Here is a 17262-nt window from a genome sequence, read left to right as displayed (position 1 = left end):
GGGGGGGTCTTTGCGGCCCGGCCCCACCCCCCCCCCCCGGGGGCCGGTTCGTGCCCGGCCGGCCGGACACGGGCGGCGCCGGTGGTGGTGAGGTCAGGCGGCCGGGGCCGCGGCGGCGGTGAGGTCGCGACCCTGCGGGTACAGCAGGACCGCGGCCGGGAGGACGGCGGCACGGCCCGCGTGGAGGACGGTGAGCGTGCCGCCGCCCCGGCGAACGGGGTCGCCGGCCCGCCGCAGCGCCTGGGCCGCGACGGCCTCGGCGGAGCCGTGCAGGGTGAGGTGCGCGGCGGCGACCGGCGCGGCGGCGGCGCGGATGCGGTCGGCGACCAGCTCGTAGTGGGTGCAGCCGAGCACGAGGGCCGCCGTGCCCGCCGGCGTGCGGGCCGCCGCGTCGGCGACGGCCGCGTCGATCGCGGCGTCGTCGCCGTGCTCGACGGCGTCCGCCAGGCCGGGGCAGGCGACCTCGGTGACGGCGGCCGGTCCGGCGAAGTCCCGGATCAGACCGCGCTGGTAGGGGCTGCCCGTGGTGGCCGGAGTGGCCCAGATCGCGACCGGTCCGCCGAGCGCGGCGGCCGGCTTGATGGCCGGGACGGTGGCGATGACGGGCAGCGCGGGCTCCAGTTCGGCCCGGAGCGTGTCGAGCGCGTGGACGGAGGCGGTGTTGCAGGCGATCACGAGCGCGTCCGGTTCGAGGGCCGCCGCCGCCCGCGCGCACCCGAGCGCGAGTTCGGTGATCTCGGCCGGTGTGTGCGGGCCCCAGGGCATCGAGGCCGGGTCGGAGGAGAGCACCAGGTCGGCGTCCGGCCGCAGGTTCCGCAGAGCGGCGGCGGCGGCCAGCAGGCCGATTCCCGAGTCCATCAGTGCGATCTTCACAGGGCAAGACTTTAGTCGATCCACCGCACCGGGCCCCTGGTGCGGCAGACTGCCCGGGTGACCGTCCTGCTGTGGATCGCCGTCCTCTCCCTGCTGGTCTGGCTCTGGCTGACCTGCTGCCACGGGCTGTTCTGGCGCACCGACGTACGGCTGCCGCCGCGCCGGCCACCGGCCCGCTGGCCGCAGGTCGCGGTGGTCGTGCCGGCCCGGGACGAGGCGGAGGTGCTGCCGCTGAGCCTGCCGAGCCTGCTCGCACAGAAGTACCCGGGGCGGGCCCGGGTGATCCTGGTCGACGACCACAGCTCGGACGGGACGGGCGCGCTGGCGGCGGCGCTCGGCCGGGCCGAGGGCCTGGAGCTGACCGTCACCACCCCTCCCCCGCTGCCGCCGGGCTGGACCGGCAAGCTGTGGGCGCTGCGGCACGGGATCGAGCTGGCCGGTCCGGACGCCGAGTACCTGCTGCTCACCGACGCGGACATCGCGCACGGTCCGGACTCGCTCGCCGAACTGGTGGCCGCCGCCGAGAGCGACCGCCGGGACCTGGTCTCCCAGATGGCCCGGCTCCGGGTGGAGACCGGCTGGGAGCGGCTGATCGTACCGGCCTTCGTCTACTTCTTCGCCCAGCTGTACCCGTTCCGCCGCGGCAACCGCCCGGGGGCCCGGACGGCCGCCGCCGCGGGCGGCTGCTCGCTGGTGCGGCGCGAGGCGCTGGAGCGGGCGGGCGGCGTGGCGGCGATCCGGGGCGCGGTGATCGACGACGTGTCGCTGGCCCGGGTGGTGAAGGCGACCGGCGGCCGGATCTGGCTGGGGCTGGCCGACCAGGTGGACAGCGTCCGGCCCTACCCGCGGCTCGGCCAGCTCTGGCGGATGGTCTCGCGCAGCGCCTACGCCCAGCTGCGGCACTCACCCCTGCTGTTGGCCGGGACGGTGGCGGGGCTGGCGCTGGTCTACCTGGTGCCGCCGACGGCCACCGTGGCCGGGCTGGTCACCGGGCACGCCGCGGTGGCCGCGGCCGGCGGGGCCGCGTGGGCCCTGATGACCGGGACCTTCCTGCCGATGCTGCGCTACTACCGGCAGCCGGCGCCGGCCGCGCTGCTGCTGCCGTTCACCGCGTCGCTGTACCTGCTGATGACGGTGGACTCGGCGGTGCGGCACTGGCGCGGCCTCGGAACGCGGTGGAAAGGCCGCACCTACTGAACCCCGGGTGGTCCACACTGTTCGAATGGACCGCCAGACGATCTCCCGCCTCGCCCACGCCCACCACCCGATCGCCGCCCCGATCACCGACGAGTCGGTGGCGCGGCTGCTGGCCCGTGCCACCGCGCACACCGAGGCCGGCCGGGCCCTGGACCTCGGCTGCGGGGAGGCCGGTTGGCTGATCCGGGCGCTCGCCGCGCACCCGCGCTGGCAGGCGGTCGGGGTGGACCTCGACGCCACCGCGCTGACCCGGGCCCGGGAGACGGCGGAGGCGGTCGGGGTGGCGCGGCGGCTCGGCCTGCACCACCTGGAGGCGGCGGAGTTCAGCGCGCGGGAGCCGTTCGACCTGGTGCTGAGCATCGGGGCGACGCACGCCTTCGGCGGGCTGCTGCCGACGCTCGCGGCGGCCCGCGAGCACCTGGCGCCGGGCGGCCGGGTGCTGGTCGGCGAGGCCTTCTGGGAGCGCGAGCCCACCGCGGCCGTCCTGGACGGCCTGGGCGCGGCCCGGGAGGACTTCGCGGATCTGGCGACCACCACGGACCGGGTGATCGCGGACGGCTGGACACCGGTGTACGGCTACGTCAGCAGCCTCCAGGAGTGGGACGACTACGAGTTCTCCTGGACGGGCTCGCTCGCGCAGTGGGCACTGGACCACCCGGACCACCCGGACGCGGCGGCCGCCCGCGAGGCCGCCGACCGGCACCGTGCCGAGTGGCTGCACGGCTACCGGGGCACGCTCGGCTTCGTCACCCTGCTGCTGCGCCGCTAGGCCCCCGCCCCGCCGAGCGGACCTGGGACGGTGGCACGGCCGTGCACCGTCCCCCGCCGTCGCCGCCGTCAGCGCCGCAGTATCCGCAGCGCGGCGGGCTTGGTGAACTCGTACCTGGTCATCTGCTCCAGGTCCTTCAACCAGCCGGTCACCCGCGCCGGCCGGGCCAGTACCCGGGTGTACAGGTCCTCGAACGCGGTGGTGACGCTGTCCAGCGAGAACCGCCCGACCACCCACTCCCGGCCCCAGTCGCCCAACCGCGCCCGGCGGGCCGGGTCGTCGAGCAGGTCGCGGAGTTGGTCCGCCAGCGGCTCGGGCACCCGCGAGCCGTCACCGAAGCCGTACATGCACCGCGAGGCGTGCGGCTCGACCAGCGGACCCGGCTCGTGGACGGCGGTGTAGCCGGCGGCGCCGTGGACGACGACGGGCTTGGCGAAGGCGAGACCGCGCAGGGCCGACCCGCCCATGCCGAGGACGATGTCGGCGGCGTCGTAGGCCGGTCTCGGGTCGGCCAACTGGCCCGGGACCAGTACGGCTTGGCGGCCGAGCGCGGCATTGGCCGAAGCGGCGCGGGCGCGCAGCCGCTCCAGACTGGGGCCGGCGCCGACGACGACGAGCCGCACCCGCGGGTCGTCGAGCCGCCGCACGGCTTCGACGGTGAGTTCGGCGCCGGCGTCCTTCTCCAGCGCGGGGACCAGCCGGGTGACGATGACCAGCAGCAACTCGTCGTCCCGGATGCCGTGTTCGCGCCGGAACGCGGCGCCGTCCGCCCGGCCCGGCCCGTCGGTGGCGGTGTTGACCGGCGGTTCGATCAGGCTGACGTCCTGGTGCCCGAAGGCCCGGCCGTCCCCCAGCAGCGCGCCGAGGCCCAGCACCAGCGGCTGGTGCCGGGGGATGCCGCGCAGCATCCGGATGCCGTAGAAGGTGGTGACCACCGGCAGCCGGCCGTAACGGCCGGGCCCGAAGTAGGAGTTGCGGGCCGCCCGGACCTCCCAGGCGTGCAGCAGCTGGCTGCCGTGCTCGGCGGCGAGCCGGCCGAGCCGACGGCGGACGTCGGCGCGCGGGGTGTCGGGCCCGCCCGCGACCACCACGTCGAGGCCGTGCCCGGCCGCCACGTCGAGCAGGGGGGCCGGGCCCGCCACCCCCTGGGCGAACAGCACCGGATCGTGCCCGCGGTCGCGCAGGGTACGGGCGATGTCGACCGCGTTGAGCTGGGCGCCGCCCAGGGCGAGGTTGTTGAGGTGGACCAGCACCCGGACAGGGCTCACGGGTCACTCCTCCCAGTGGTGCGGGACGAACACCGGGGCGGCCAGCACGACCGCGCGCGGCGGCGAGTCCAGCATCGGCCCGAACACGTCGAACTGGCCGACCGAGTGCCAGCTCATCAGCGTGCCGCCGTCGGTCCTGCCGATGCTGTAGACGCCGGCCCAGAGCGTGTAGCGCCCGCGGGGCAGCGGCAGTCGGGGGATCACGCAGGCGACCTGGTGGTCCTCGCCGGTGAGCCGGACTTCGTGGCTGATCTGGAAGATCGGACTGGAGGTGCCCTCGCTGACCCCCAGGTGCAGGGTGGCGTCCCCCCGGTAGTCACCGCCGAGGGTCAGTTCGACCGTCATCGGCTCGTCGGTGGTGAGGCCGTCACGGTCCTCGCCCCGGAGGGCGTGCTTGAGCAGGCGCAGCGGCTCCCCGGTACGACCGCCGGACTCCGACTGCGCCTCGATGGAGTCCCGGTAGCCGGCCATCGCGTCCTTGATGCCCGCGTCCACCCGGACCGCGCCCTGCTCCAGCCAGATCCCGCGCCGGCAGATGGACTCCACGGCGGGCAGGTCGTGGGAGACGAAGACGATGGTGGTGCCCTGCTCGGCGACCTCCCGCATCCGGTCCAGGCAGCGCTGCTGGAAGACGGCGTCGCCGACCGCCAACACCTCGTCCACCAGCAGCACGTGGGGCTCCAGGTAGGCGGCGACGGCGAAGCCGAGACGCATCTGCATGCCGGAGGAGTAGAACTTCACCTGCCGGTCGATCGCGCCGCCCAGCCGGGCGAACTCCACGATGTCGTCGAAGCGGCCGGCCACCTCACGGCGGCGCAGACCGAGCAACGCGCCGAACAGGTAGATGTTCTCCCGGCCCGTCAGGTCCGGGTGGATGCCGGCCCTGATCTCGATCAGGGCGCCGATCCGGCCGCGCACGTCGATCACGCCGCCGTACGGGTACATCACCCGGGTCAGCATCTTCAGCAAGGTGGACTTGCCGGAGCCGTTGGAGCCGATCAGACCGACCGACTCGCCCGGCTCGATGTGCAGGGTGATGTCGCGCAGCGCCCAGCGCCACTCCTCACCCTTCTCGCCGCGCAGCCGGCGGGCCATCGCGTCGACCTTGTCGCGCAGCAGCATCCGCTGCTGGTCGGCCTTGAACCGCTTCCACACCCGGTCGGTGCGGATGGTACCCAGCGGGTGGGTCTGGCTAGGCGACATCGGCGATCCCCGTCTCCAGCTTCTTGAACAGCAGGTACCCGCCGACCAGGAACACCACCGAGGAGACCGCGGCGACCGCGGTGAGCGTGGCGTCCGGCGCGTCGCCGTACAGCAGGGCGCCGCGGTAGCCCTCGATAACCGCGCCCAGCGGGTTGAAGCCGACGTAGACCTCCTGCAGGCGCTGCGGGATCTGCGCCAGCGGGTACGCGACGGGGGTGGCGAACACGCCCATCTGCGTGATGATCGGCAGCAGGTGGCGGACGTCGCGCAGGTAGACCACGGCGACCGAGAGGATCAGCGCGACGCCGTAGGTGAAGGCGAACTGGATGGCCAGCAGCGGCAGCACCCAGAGGAAGGTGGCGGCCGGGGCGGTCCAGAAGATCAGGAAGAGCAGGCCGAGGACGCCGACGCCGATCACCATGTCCACCCCGGCGACCAGCATGGTGGCCAGCGGGAAGACCTCACGCGGGCAGTACACCTTGTTCAGCAGGCTGAGGTTGTTGGCCAGGCTCAGCGCGCCCTGGTTCATGGTGTTGCTGAAGAACTGCCAGACGATCAGGCCGACGTAGGCGAAGAGCGGGTAGTCCACCGAGCCGGTGTCGATCTTCACGGCACGGTGGAAGACCAGGGTGAAGATGGCGCAGAGTGCCAGCGGGGTCAGCACCGCCCAGGCGAAGCCGAGCACGGCCTGCTTGTAGCGGGCGCGCAGGTCGCGCTCGGCCAGGGCGCGTACCAGCTCCCGCGCGCCCCACAGCTCCCGGGCCACCTGCGCGGGGCGCAGCCGGCGTTTGAAGACCAGTTCGGGTGGCGGCCCGTCCGCGACCGCGGGCCGACCCGACCCGGCCGATGTCTGGCTGTCGCGCTCGTCGGCGACGAGTTGCGCGCGTTGTCCCCCCACGGACCCCTGCCCTCTCCGGTACCGCCGGTATCGAGAAGTGGGCCTGCCACCACGGCAGTTCTCGACCCCGGCGGTGCGGCCCGGCGTCCACTCTGGCACAGAGTGTGGTCGCCGGGGGTCGGTTCGGTGAAGGTGATCGGTCCGACCGGAGGGGGGTCAGTGCCGGGGGTTGCGCTGCTGGTCCTGCTCGACCAGCCGGTCGAGGGCAGCGGGCATCGCCTCGACGCCGCCGGCCCTGGTCGGCGAGGTCCGCTCCTCGCCCTGGACGACCACGGTGGGCACCTCGTTGATCTGGTACTGGACGAACTGCGCGGCGGCGTCGTCCACGGACCGCTGCACGTCGGCGGCGCGGTACGCGTCCCGGAAGGTCTGCGCGTCGATGCCCTGGCGCACCGCCCAGTCGGTCGTGGCGTCCTCGGTGGTGAGGTCCTGCTCGTTGGAGTGGACGGCACGGAAGGCGCTGGTCTGCAGGCGCTCGACCAGGCCGAGGCGCTCCAGCGTGTAGTAGAGGCGCGCGTGACCGCGCTGCGCGCGCTCCTCGGGACTGCCCTGCCAGATCGCGGGCACCCGGCGCAGGGTGACGTCGGCGCGGTGCTTCTCGGCCCAGGTCTGGAGCGGCTGCTCCAGCTGCTGGGAGTGGCCGCAGTCGTACCAGAAGAACTCGACGGCCTCGGTACGGGCGCTCTCGCGCACCGGCTTCAGCTGGTCGACCCGGACGGACTGGGCGCCCTCGCGGGACGGTTGGTGGGTGGTGGCCGCGCCGGCCTGGACGGGGGAAGCGGCGATCCCGGTGGCGACGGCGAGCAGGAGGGTGGACCTCAACAGGTTTTTCACACCGGGTAGTGTCGCCGTGACGGAACGCCAGGGGCCACTCGCCCCGAGCGGGCCGGGCCGGGATTCGCCCGATCGGCGCAGCCCGGCCGACGGCCCGCGTGCGGCGTGCCGCGTGCGACGGCCCTGCGCGGCGGCCAGGCGCGGCGGCCCCTGCGTGGCGGCCCCTGCGCGGCCGGGTGCCCCGGTCAGCGGCCCCACAGGTCGGCGAAGAGCCGCTGCCAGGCATCCGCGACCACCCCGAGTTCGCAGTGCTCCAGCACGTGCTCCCGGGCGGCCGCGCCGAGCGCCGTCCGGTCGCCGGCCAGCACCTTGGCCAGGGCTTCGGCGAGCACGACCGGGTCGCCGGGCACGACCAGCGCGCCGGTGACACCGTCGCGGACCACCGAGCGGACCCAGCCGACATCGGTGGCGACGGCGGGCAGTCCGGCGAGCGCCGCCTCGATCAGGACCCCGGGCACGCCCTCGCTGTCACTGCTGAGCAGCAGGGCGTCGGCGGCCCGGTAGAGCGGGGCCGGGTCGGTGAGGGTGCCGAGGAACTGGGCCCGGGCGGCGGCCGGGTGCCGTTCGAGGGCGGTGCGCAGCGGACCGTCACCGGCCACCGCGAGACGCACGTCGGGGAGCCGGTCGAGGGCGTCCAGGGCGAGGTCGAGCCGCTTCTCGGGCGCGATCGCGCCGACCCAGGCGACCAGCAGGCCCTCGGCGGGCAGGCCGAGCGACTGGCGGGCGGCGCGCCGCTCGGCCTCGCTCCCGGCGGGCGGGTAGCGGTCGGCGGGGCGGGCGTTGGGGATGGTGCGGACCTTCCCGGCGGGCAGTTTGAAATGCCGCTGCAGAATGTCGCGGGCCTCGTCGGCGAGCGCGGTGACGGCGGCGGCACGGTGCAGCAGGGCCCCGGTGCGCAGCCGGCGCAGTGGGGTCGCCGTCCAGTGCCGGGGGTCGCCGATGGAGGCGTAGACGAACGGGGTGCGGGTGCCGGCCAGGGCGAGGGCGCAGGCCGGGAGGGTGGCGGAGCCGTGCGCGACGACCAGGTCGGCGGTGCGCGCCGCGGAGCGGAGGGCGAGCAGGGTCGCGGGGTGCAGCCGGGCGGGGCCGAGCACGGCGGTGCCGAGGGTGTCGGGCGCGTCGGGGACCGCGTCGGGGTGCGGGGCGAGGGCGCGCAGGGCGGAGGCCTGGCCCCGGCGGCGCAGTTCCCGGTGGAGGTCCCGGGCGAGGTTCTGGGCGCCGCGGCGGCGCGGGTCGGTGATCACGTGCAGGATGCGGGGGCGGGTTCCGGCCGTCTTCGCCGGCGTCGCGTCGGGCATGGGAAAGACCTTGGCACAGGGGCAGGCGCGGGGCAGCCCCTTCGCACAACCCAGTGGTGGCCCGCGCGCCAGCGCGGGTGCCCCGCTCGGGCGCCGATCGGGTGCCGTCGTACGCTGCCGGCGTCGGTCACGCGCCCGGGTGCGCGCCCCCGGCCGCCCCCGGCCGCCCCGCGACGGCGGGACGCTCCTGGCCGAATACCTGGCGGCCGGGCGGCGCCACCTGCGATGCTGATCGGCAGTCAGGGTGCCGGCCGGCATGGGAGACCGGCCGCGCCCAGGAGGGCGGGGGTTGGCCTGTGCATGTGCTCTATGTGATCGACAGCGTGAGCAGGGTCGGCGGGGCCGAGCAGGGTCTGGTCGCGATGGCACCCCAACTGGTGCGGGCCGGGGTGAAGCTGGATGTCGCCTACCTCAAGGACTCGCCCGGCGGCTTCCAGCCGGAGCTGACCGGGGCGGGCGCCGATGTGTTCGGCGTCGGCCGGGCCACCCGGGGCCGGACCGTCGCCGCGCTGCGCAGGCTGGTCCGTGAGCGCCGCCCGGATCTCGTCCACACCACCCTGTACGAGTCGGACGTGCTCGGCCGGGCCGCCGCGCTGTCGGCCCGGACGCCGGTGGTCTCCAGCCTGGTGAACTCGGCGTACGGGCCGGAGCACCTGAACGCGCGCGGCCTCAGCCCCTGGAAGGTGCGGGCCGCGCAGGCGGTGGACGCGGCGACCGCCCAGGGCACCCGCCGGTTCCACGCGCTGACCAGGCACGTCGCCGGGGCGATGGCGCAGCGGCTGCGGGTGTCGCGGGAGCGGATCGACGTGGTGCCGCGCGGGCGCGACCCGGAGCTGCTGGGCATCGTCACCCCGGAGCGGCGGGCCGCCGTCCGGGCCGCGCTGGACCTGCCGCAGGACGCGCCGGTGGTGCTGGCGGCAGCGCGCCAGCAGTACCAGAAGGGCCTGGACGTCCTCCTGGAGGCATGGCCGGCGGTGCTGCGGGCCGAGCCGGACGCGGTGCTGCTGCTGGCCGGCAGCGAGGGCACCGAGACGCCCCGGTTGACGACGCTCGCCGAGGCGGCGGGCGGCGTGCGCTTCCTCGGGCCGCGCGACGACGTCTTCGACCTGATGGCCGCGTCCGACGCGTTCGCCGTGCCGTCCCGTTGGGAGGGCCTGGGGAGCGCCGCGATGGAGGCGATGGGCGTCGGCGTGCCGCTGGTCTGCGCGGACGTGCCGGCGCTGCGCGAGACGGTCGGGTCGGAGGACTACGCCCGGCTGGTGCCGGCCGAACGACCGGGCGCCCTGGCGACGGCGCTCGTCGACACCCTCCAGGACCGGGCCTCGGCCCGGGTCCGGTCGAAGTCCGCGCGGGCGCGGTTTCTCACCTCCTTCACGCTGCATCAGGTGTCGGCGCAGATGGTCGAGTTCTACGAGCGCTCGCTGCGCCTGCGCGCGATCTGACGGGATCCGAGCGGTCCGGACGGCCTCCCGGTCACCGGGCGGCCCCAGTATCGCCAAAGCGGTTGCGCCGCACGTCGCGGCTCGGCAAGCATCGCAGGGGGACCGGCGGCGGGGTCGGCGGCGGGGGTCGGTGCGCGGCGTGTCAGGAGCGCGGCCGGCGCGGCCCGGCCAGGCACCGCCGCGCCGCCGGGAGCGAGTCGTCAGGGGGGCGAGTTGCGACATCGGGCGAGGGATTCCACCGGGCCGGGAGCACGGCGCGGGACGGTCAGAGACAGCGGCACCCGGACCGCGGCGCTCCCGACGGGAGCTCGACAGCACCACCGCACCACGAACGCGAGGGGATCCGACCGGTGGAACCGGCAAACCACTTGACCGTCCTGCGGCGGTACTGGCGGCTGCTCGTCGGCTGCACGCTCGCCGCGCTCGTCGTCGGCTGGCTGCTGACCCCCACCGGTGACACGGTGGACAACGCCAAATGGAAGTGCAAGGTCGCCATCACGCCGGTCGCGGGGGCCGGCGACACCGTGCGGGCCGACCAGGTGCTCTCGTACGCCCAGGGCTCGGACGTCGCGACGGCGGCGGCCAAGCAACTCGGCATCGCCGACGCGGCGGCGGTGATCGCCCGTCGGACCGTGACCGCCGACAGCGCCCAGATGCTCTCGATCGCCACCACCGGGCCGACCCAGCAGTCCTGCTCCGACCTGGCGGCCGCCTACTCGGCCGCGATCATCAAGGGATTCAGCGACGAGTCCGCGAAGAGCGCCGCCGAGACCGTCAAGAAGCTGCAGACCCAGGCGGACGCCCAGCAGAAGCAACTGGACGACATCCAGCAGCAGTTCAACCGCTCCTCGCCCGGCGACCAGCCCAAGCTCCAGCCCAAGCTGACCGCCGCGTCCACCTCGCTGACCGCCACGCTCACCGCGATCAGCAAGCTGCAGAACGGCGTCCAGACCGACGCCATCCAGCAGTGGGGCAGCATCGACGCCCGGCAGAGCGCCGGCAACCTCCTCTCCACCCCCAGTCGGAGCGTGCGGCTCGGCCTGGCGGTCGCGCTCGGCCTCGGGCTCGGGGTGGTCGCCGCGCTGATGCTCAGCCGGATGGACACCCGGCTGCGCACCCGCAACGCCGTCGAGGAGGGGTTCAACCTGCCGGTCATCGGCGAGGTACCGCAACTCTCCCGCCGACTGCGGCGGTTGCGCGAACCGCTGGTCCGCGCCCGACCCTCGGACCCGGCCGCCGAGGCGTACCGCTCACTGCGCTCCACGCTGCTGCTCACCGGTCCGGACGCGCTCGGCCGGTCGGCCGCCGGGCCCGCCGAGTGGGAGCGCGCCGACCGCGCCCCGCGCCGGGCCGCCGATCCGGCGCCGGTGGTGCTGGTCGCCTCCGGCAGCAGCGGCGACGGCCGGACGACCACCGTGGCCAACCTGGCCGCCGCGCTGGCCGAGACCGGGCGCGCGGTCCTCGTCCTGGACTGCGACTTCCGCCACCCGCAGCTGCACGCCCACCTCGGGGTGGGCGGCGGTCCGGGGATGGCCGAGCTGCTCAGCGGCGAGCAGCTCGGCGAGTTGGACGAGCTGATCCGGCCGACCAACGTGGCGGGCGTCTCGCTGATCACCGGCGGCAACACCACCGCGTACCCCGCCGCGCTGGTGCTGCGCGCCGCCGAAGTCCTGCGCCGGGCCCGCCGGTACGCCGACGTGATCCTGGTGGACACCTCGCCGCTGCTGCACGCCAACGACGCGTTCGACCTCGTCCAGCACGCCGACGCGGTGCTGGTGACCGTGCGCAGCGGCAATGTGACCCCCGAACAAGCCGATCGGGTGGCCGAGTTGCTCGCCCGGAGCGGCGTGCCGGTGGCCGGGGTGGCACTGCTCGGCAGCTTCGGGCCGGGCGGGCGGCGCCGGCGCACCGGGGTGGGCGGCGGGCCGGTGGCGCCGGGCGGACGGGCCGACCGGTCCGCCCTGCCGCGCACGGCCGCGCCGTCCGCGGCACGGGCCACGGACCGGAACGCGGAGCCGGGCACGGACCGCCGCACGGACCGGGCGGGCGACCGGACGACGCCGAGCTGGGCCCGACGTGACGCCCTCGGCCCGGGGGCGGACCGGCCCGGCCCGGGCGTCAACGGCCACGGCCCCCAGGCCGGCCCGGCCGGCGGCGACCAGGGCGAACCGGCCCTGCTGCGCGAGGCGGAGGAGCGGTGACCGGTCGCACCCGGGTGCTCTGGCTGGCCAAGGGCCTCGGCCGGGGCGGCGCCGAACAGCTGCTGCTCAACTGCGCCCGTCACGTGGACGGTTCGCGCTACGAGGTCGAGGTCGCGTACGTGCTGCCCTGGAAGGACGCGCTCGCTCCGGCGCTCGCCGAGGCCGGGGTGCGGGTGCACTGCCTGGGCGGCGTGCCGGGCACCCCCGGCCGGGCCGACCCGCGCTGGCCGCTGCGCCTGCGCCGGCTGCTCGCCGAGCGCCGCTACGGCCTGGTGCACACCCACATGCCCGTCCCGGCCACCGCCGCCCGGCTGCTCTCGTACGGGCTCGGCGGCGCCGGGTCGCCGCGCCTGGTGCACACCGAGCACAACGTCTGGGACCGCTACCGCCCGGTCACCCGCTGGGCCAACGCGCTGACCTACCGGCGCAACGACGCGGTGGTGGCCGTCTCGCACGCCGTCGAGCGCACCATCCCGGCCGCCCGCCGCCGCCCCGGTGCCTGGGTGCGCGTGGTGCACCACGGCCCGGATCTGGCCGGTGCCCCGCAGGGACCGGCCGCCCGCGCCGCCGCCCGGACCGAACTCGGCCTGCCGCAGGACGCCTTCGTGGTCGGCACGGTCGGCAATCTGACCCCGAAGAAGGACCAGGCCACCCTGCTCGCCGCGCACGCGGAGCTGCTCCGCCGGCACCCGGGGGCCCGGCTGGTGCTGATCGGCACCGGCCCGCTGGACGGTCGGTTGCGTGCCCACGCCGCCGAGTCGGGCGTGGCCGACCGCGTCCTGTTCGCCGGCTCGCGCCCGGACGTCCCGGCCCTGCTGCCCGGCCTGGACGTGTTCACCCTGAGCTCCCGCCAGGAGGGTCTGCCGGTGGCCCTGATGGAGGCGATGACCAGCGGCCTGCCGTCCGTGGTCACCCGGGTGGGCGGCATACCGGAGGTCCTGGACGACGGCGCGCAGGGTCTCCTGGTCGAGCCGGGCGATCCGGCCGCCCTGGCCACCGCCCTCGGCCGGCTCGCCGACGACCGGGAGCTGCGGGAGCGCCTCGGCGCGGCGGCCCGGGAACGCGCCCGGCGGTTCGACGTCGCGGGCGCCCAGCGGGCCGTCGAGGCGGTGTACGAGCAGGTCCTGCGGCACTGAGCCGCCGTGTCGACACCTCCCGTCGATCCCCCGAAGGCTCCAACCACCGAACGGAGAGCGAGTCCGGACGTGAGTGCCCTGCCCGCTCCTGCCGAGCTGACCTTCCGCCCGCTCGCGGAGGCCGACCTCCCGGCGGTGCTCGATCTGCTGACCGCCTCGCTGGCCGGCGGCCCGACCGGCACCCGCACCGCCGACTTCTTCCACTGGAAACACCGGTTGGGGCCCTTCGGCGCCAGCCCCGGCCTGGTCGCCGAGACCTCCGACGGACGGCTCGCGGGCGTGCGGCTCTTCCTGCCCTGGCAGTGGCACGAGGGCGTCACCGGGCGCACCGTCGCCGCCGTCCGGCCGGTGGACACCGCCACCCACCCGGACTTCCGGGGCCGCGGCATCTTCCGCCGGCTCACCCAGGATCTGCTCGAACAGGTGAGCGGTCAGGCCGAGTTGGTGTTCAACACGCCCAACGGCAACAGCCTGCCCGGCTACCGGAGGATGGGCTGGCAGGAGCTCGGCCGGGTACCGGTGGCGCTGCGACCGGTCCGGCCGGCCGCGTTCGCCCGGGGGGTGCGGGCGGCGCTGGCCCGCGTCCCGGCCGGCGCGACCGAACCGCCGGACTGCCGGCTGCCCACCGCCCGGTCCTGGTTCGCCGACCGGGTGCCGGACCCCGGCCCGGACCTCGGCCCGACCGGCGGCCCGACCGGCGGCGACACCGGCACCTCCCCCGGCACCGACGGCCCCCTGGCCGAGCTGCTGCGCGAACGGGCCGCCGCCGACCGTGCCGATCCACGGCTCGCCGTCCTGCGCACCCCGGAGTTCCTGCGCTGGCGCTACGGCCGGGCACCCGGACTGGACTACCGGGTCCTCACCTGCCACCGCGGCGGCGAGCTCACCGGCCTGGCGATCGGCCGGCCCCGACGGCGCGGCCCGCTCGCCGAGTTCACCCTCGCCGACGTACTGGTCCGCCCCGGCGACCGGGACAGCGCGGCCCGGCTGCTGCGCGCCGCCGCCCGCGAGTCCGGCTGCGACCACGTCGCCACCCATCTCTCGCCCGGCACCGAGGCCGCCGCCGCCGCGCTGCGCTCCGGCTTCCTGCGGGCCCCCCGCACCGGGATGACGCTGACCGCCCGCACCCCGACCGGCCGGACCGCACTGACCCTGTCCGACTGGCGGTTCAGCCTCGGCGACCTGGAGGTCTTCTGATGACCCGGCCGCCTCCGGCCCGGGTCGCGCCGGCCCGCGGGCCCCGACCGGCCGCCGCCGTCGCCGCCGTCCGGTCCCGGGTGCCCTGGCCGTCCGCCGTCGCCGCCGCGCTGGTCACGGGCTACGTCACGGTCTTCGTCGTCGCGATGGTGCACACCTCGTACGACACCTGGGGCGCGCTGCTGATCCTCCCGATGCTGATGGCCGTCGGCACCCCGATCCTGGCCCGGATCGCCGCCGCCAACCCCGAGCGGGACGTGTTCCGGCTGCTGATGCTGGCCATGACCGCCAAACTGTTCTGCGCCTTCCCCCGCTACCTGATGGCCTTCGTGCTGTACGGCGGCGCCGCCGACGCCAAGATGTACCACCAGAAGGGCACCGAGCTCGCCGCCTACCTGGACCAGGCCGACCTCCTGGCCGGCGTCCACTACGACCTCGGGATGAAGGTCGCCGGTACCGGCTTCGTCATCATCGTCACCGGCGTGGTCTACGCGATCACCGGCCCCTCGCTGATCGGCGGCTTCCTGGTCTTCTCCTGGCTCGGCTTCTGGGGCCTGCTGCTGTTCTGGCGGGCCCTGCAGATCGCCTTCCCCGAGGCGGACACCCGGAAGTACGCCAAGCTGGTCTTCTTCCTGCCCTCGCTGCTGTTCTGGCCGTCCAGCATCGGCAAGGACGCCTGGATGATGTTCTGCCTGGGTCTGACCACCTACGGCACCGCCCGGCTGCTGGACCGCCGGTTCGGCGCCTTCGCCTGCATCGCGCTCGGGTCGGTCGGCACCGCGATGGTCCGCCCGCACGTCACCGCGCTCGCCGGGGCGGGGCTGATGGTCGCCTACGTGCTGCGCGAGCGACCGCGGCAGGCCAGCGCGCTCGGGCCGCTGCGGACCATCCTGACCGCCGTGGTGCTGGGCGCGATGGCGGTGCTGATGCTGCAGCAGGTCTCGACCTTCTTCGGCACCGACGGCACCGGCGGCGACGCGGTCAACCAGGTGCTCTCGGAGACCTCGCGGCGCACCAGCCAGGGCAATTCGATGATCAGCGCGACCGCCCCGGAGGACGCCGCGCCGAAGTTCAGCCTGAACCCGGCCGGGCTGCCGGTCGCCGTGGTCAGCGTGCTGTTCCGGCCGTTCCCGTTCGAGGCCTCGAACATCCAGAACCTGATCCAGTCGGTGGAGTGCTTCGCGCTGCTGGTGATGTTCATCCGGGGCTGGCCGCGGCTGCGCCGGCTGCCCCGGCTCTTCGTGCAGCGCTCGTACATCGCCTTCACCGCCGTCTACACCCTGCTGTTCTGCTGGGCCTTCTCGACCATCAACAACATGGGCATCCTGTCGCGCGAACGCGTCCAGGTCCTGCCCCTGGTGCTGGTCCTGCTGGTCGTCCCGGCCGCCTCCACCGTCGCCCGGGGGACCGCCGAGCGCCGGCCGCCGCCGGTCTGGCGGGTCGCGCCGGGCCAGTGGGGCGGGGGCCGGCGGCCCCCCGAGGCCCACCGCGTCCACGCGGGCGGGCCGGAGGCCGGCGAAGCGTCCGCGCTCCGGCCGCCGCCCCGGACTCCGGGCCTGCCGCCGACGCGAGTGCCGAGCCAGTCACCGGCCCAGTCAAGGAGCCCGACAGCGGGCCAGTCACCGGCCCAGTCAAAGAGCCCGACAGCGGGCCAGTCACCGACCCAGTCACCGAGCCAGGGGGGATCCACCGCGCCATGACCACCGACACCCTTGCCCTGCCCGCCGCCCTCGGCGGCACGCCCGCGTTCCCCGAGGGCCTGCCGCTCACCCGCGTCCAGGTCCCGGACCGCGCCGCCCTGTTGGAGCGGCTCGGCACCGTGCTGGACAGCGGACAGCTGACCAACGGCCGGACCGTCGCCGAGTTGGAGGAGGCCGCCGCCAAGCTGCTGGACGTGCCGCACGTGGTGGCGGTCTCCAACTGCACCGCCGGCCTGATGCTGGTGCTCCAGGCGGCCGGCGTCGCCGACGGACGGCCGGTGGTGATGCCCGGCTTCACCTTCTCCGCCACCGCCCACGCCGCCCACTGGGCGGGCGGCACCCCGGTGTTCGCCGAGGCCCGCGCGCGGGACATCACCCTGGACCCGGAGGACGCCGCCGCCCGGCTCGCCGCCGCCGACCGCCCGGCCGCGCTGATGGCCACTCATGTCTACGGCACGCCCTGCCAGGTGGAGCGTCTCCAGGAGGTCGCGGACGCGGCCGGCGTCCCCCTGGTCTACGACTCGGCGCACGGCTTCGGCAGCAGCCGCCGCGGGGTGCCGGTCGGCAACTTCGGCTACGCCGAGGTGTTCTCGATGAGCCCCACCAAGGTCGCGGTGGCCGGCGAGGGCGGTCTGGTCGCCACCCGGGACGCCGCCCTCGCGGCGCGGCTGCGCACCGCCCGCGACTACGGCAACCCGGGCGACTACGACACGCTCTTCCCCGGACTCAATGCCCGAATGAGCGAGTTGCACGCCGCCGTCGGTCTCAACTGGCTGACCGGCCTGCCCGAACGGGTGGCCCATCGGGGCACACTCGTCGCCGGGTTCGCCGCCGCGACCGCCGGGCTGCCGGGGCTGCGACTGGCCCTGCCGGAGGAGGGCGACGTCTCCACCTTCAAGGACCTCACGCTGATCCTGGACGCCCCGGAATTCGGGCTCAGCGCACGCCAACTCGCCGACGCGCTAAGGGCCGAGGGCATCGACTCGCGCCGCTACTTCCACCCGCCGGTGCAACGCCAGCGGGCCTACGCCCACCTGGGCCAGGCCGAGTCGCTCCCGCTGACCGACCGGCTGGCGGACTCGGTGCTGACGGTGCCGCTCTGGAGCCAGATGGACGCCGCCACCGTGCGGCGGATCGCCGGGGCGGTGGTCCGGATCCAGCCGTACGCGGAACGTCTGCGCGCCGCCTGATCCGGCCCGCCGCGTTAGGCAGATCGGGTGAACGCGGTTGGACCTCGGGCCCACCC

The 17262-nt window shown here is 75.3% G+C and carries 14 protein-coding genes; 8 read left to right on the top strand and 6 right to left on the bottom strand.

What is annotated here, in order from left to right; genetic code table 11:
- Positions 1-93: 93 nt before the first annotated feature.
- Positions 94-873, bottom strand: a complete 780-nt coding sequence (locus ACFXHB_RS28870) for a glutamate racemase (RefSeq protein WP_380577599.1) — start codon at positions 871-873, stop codon at positions 94-96.
- A gap of 57 nt (positions 874-930) precedes the next feature.
- Here ACFXHB_RS28870 and ACFXHB_RS28865 point away from each other — a divergent pair, with 57 nt between their 5' ends.
- Both ACFXHB_RS28865 and ACFXHB_RS28860 read left to right on the top strand, forming a co-directional pair.
- Positions 931-2070 carry a glycosyltransferase gene (locus ACFXHB_RS28865; RefSeq protein ID WP_380577598.1) on the top strand — a complete coding sequence of 380 codons (1140 nt, stop codon included), beginning with the start codon at positions 931-933 and terminating at the stop codon, positions 2068-2070.
- 25 nt (positions 2071-2095) lie between these two features.
- On the top strand, positions 2096-2839 hold the full coding sequence (locus tag ACFXHB_RS28860) for an SAM-dependent methyltransferase (protein WP_380577597.1): 744 nt from the start codon (positions 2096-2098) through the stop codon (positions 2837-2839).
- 68 nt (positions 2840-2907) lie between these two features.
- Here the strand turns inward: ACFXHB_RS28860 and ACFXHB_RS28855 are convergent, their stop codons facing one another.
- The 5 genes from ACFXHB_RS28855 to ACFXHB_RS28835 form a co-directional block, all read right to left on the bottom strand.
- Positions 2908-4107 (bottom strand): glycosyltransferase family 4 protein, encoded by a 1200-nt coding sequence (locus ACFXHB_RS28855; RefSeq protein ID WP_380577596.1) that lies wholly within the window; start codon positions 4105-4107, stop codon positions 2908-2910.
- A 3-nt stretch (positions 4108-4110) separates the two neighbouring features.
- Positions 4111-5310, bottom strand: a complete 1200-nt coding sequence (locus ACFXHB_RS28850) for an ABC transporter ATP-binding protein (protein ID WP_380577595.1) — start codon at positions 5308-5310, stop codon at positions 4111-4113.
- On the bottom strand, positions 5300-6208 hold the full coding sequence (locus ACFXHB_RS28845) for an ABC transporter permease (protein WP_380577594.1): 909 nt from the start codon (positions 6206-6208) through the stop codon (positions 5300-5302). Before ACFXHB_RS28845 ends, ACFXHB_RS28850 begins: the two co-directional genes overlap by 11 nt.
- Positions 6209-6364: 156 nt before the next feature.
- Positions 6365-7042 (bottom strand): thiol:disulfide interchange protein DsbA/DsbL, encoded by a 678-nt coding sequence (locus ACFXHB_RS28840; protein ID WP_380577593.1) that lies wholly within the window; start codon positions 7040-7042, stop codon positions 6365-6367.
- Between the two features lie 185 nt (positions 7043-7227).
- Entirely contained in the window at positions 7228-8340 is a 1113-nt protein-coding gene (locus tag ACFXHB_RS28835) for a glycosyltransferase family 4 protein (RefSeq protein WP_380577592.1), read from the bottom strand.
- A gap of 323 nt (positions 8341-8663) precedes the next feature.
- Between ACFXHB_RS28835 and ACFXHB_RS28830 the strand changes: the two genes are divergently transcribed.
- The 6 genes from ACFXHB_RS28830 (at position 8664) to ACFXHB_RS28805 (ending at position 17206) form a co-directional block, all read left to right on the top strand.
- Positions 8664-9782, top strand: a complete 1119-nt coding sequence (locus tag ACFXHB_RS28830) for a glycosyltransferase family 4 protein (RefSeq protein ID WP_380577591.1) — start codon at positions 8664-8666, stop codon at positions 9780-9782.
- Between the two features lie 350 nt (positions 9783-10132).
- Complete coding sequence (locus ACFXHB_RS28825) at positions 10133-11983, top strand: AAA family ATPase (protein WP_380577590.1); 1851 nt, start codon at positions 10133-10135, stop codon at positions 11981-11983.
- Positions 11980-13119, top strand: a complete 1140-nt coding sequence (locus ACFXHB_RS28820; protein ID WP_380577589.1) for a glycosyltransferase — start codon at positions 11980-11982, stop codon at positions 13117-13119. The genes ACFXHB_RS28825 and ACFXHB_RS28820 overlap by 4 nt, the downstream gene beginning before the upstream one ends.
- 69 nt (positions 13120-13188) lie before the next feature.
- Positions 13189-14316 (top strand): GNAT family N-acetyltransferase, encoded by a 1128-nt coding sequence (locus ACFXHB_RS28815; RefSeq protein ID WP_380577588.1) that lies wholly within the window; start codon positions 13189-13191, stop codon positions 14314-14316.
- A complete protein-coding gene (locus ACFXHB_RS28810; RefSeq protein WP_380577587.1) occupies positions 14316-16016 on the top strand; it encodes a hypothetical protein in 1701 nt (566 codons plus the stop codon). The genes ACFXHB_RS28815 and ACFXHB_RS28810 overlap by 1 nt, the downstream gene beginning before the upstream one ends.
- Complete coding sequence (locus ACFXHB_RS28805) at positions 16013-17206, top strand: DegT/DnrJ/EryC1/StrS family aminotransferase (RefSeq protein WP_380577586.1); 1194 nt, start codon at positions 16013-16015, stop codon at positions 17204-17206. Before ACFXHB_RS28810 ends, ACFXHB_RS28805 begins: the two co-directional genes overlap by 4 nt.
- Positions 17207-17262 lie beyond the last annotated feature (56 nt).

Origin of the sequence: Kitasatospora sp. NPDC059327 (assembly GCF_042752535.1) — a bacterium.
Taxonomy (GTDB): Bacteria; Actinomycetota; Actinomycetes; order Streptomycetales; family Streptomycetaceae; genus Kitasatospora.
This window is presented reverse-complemented; position numbering and strand designations above follow the sequence as displayed.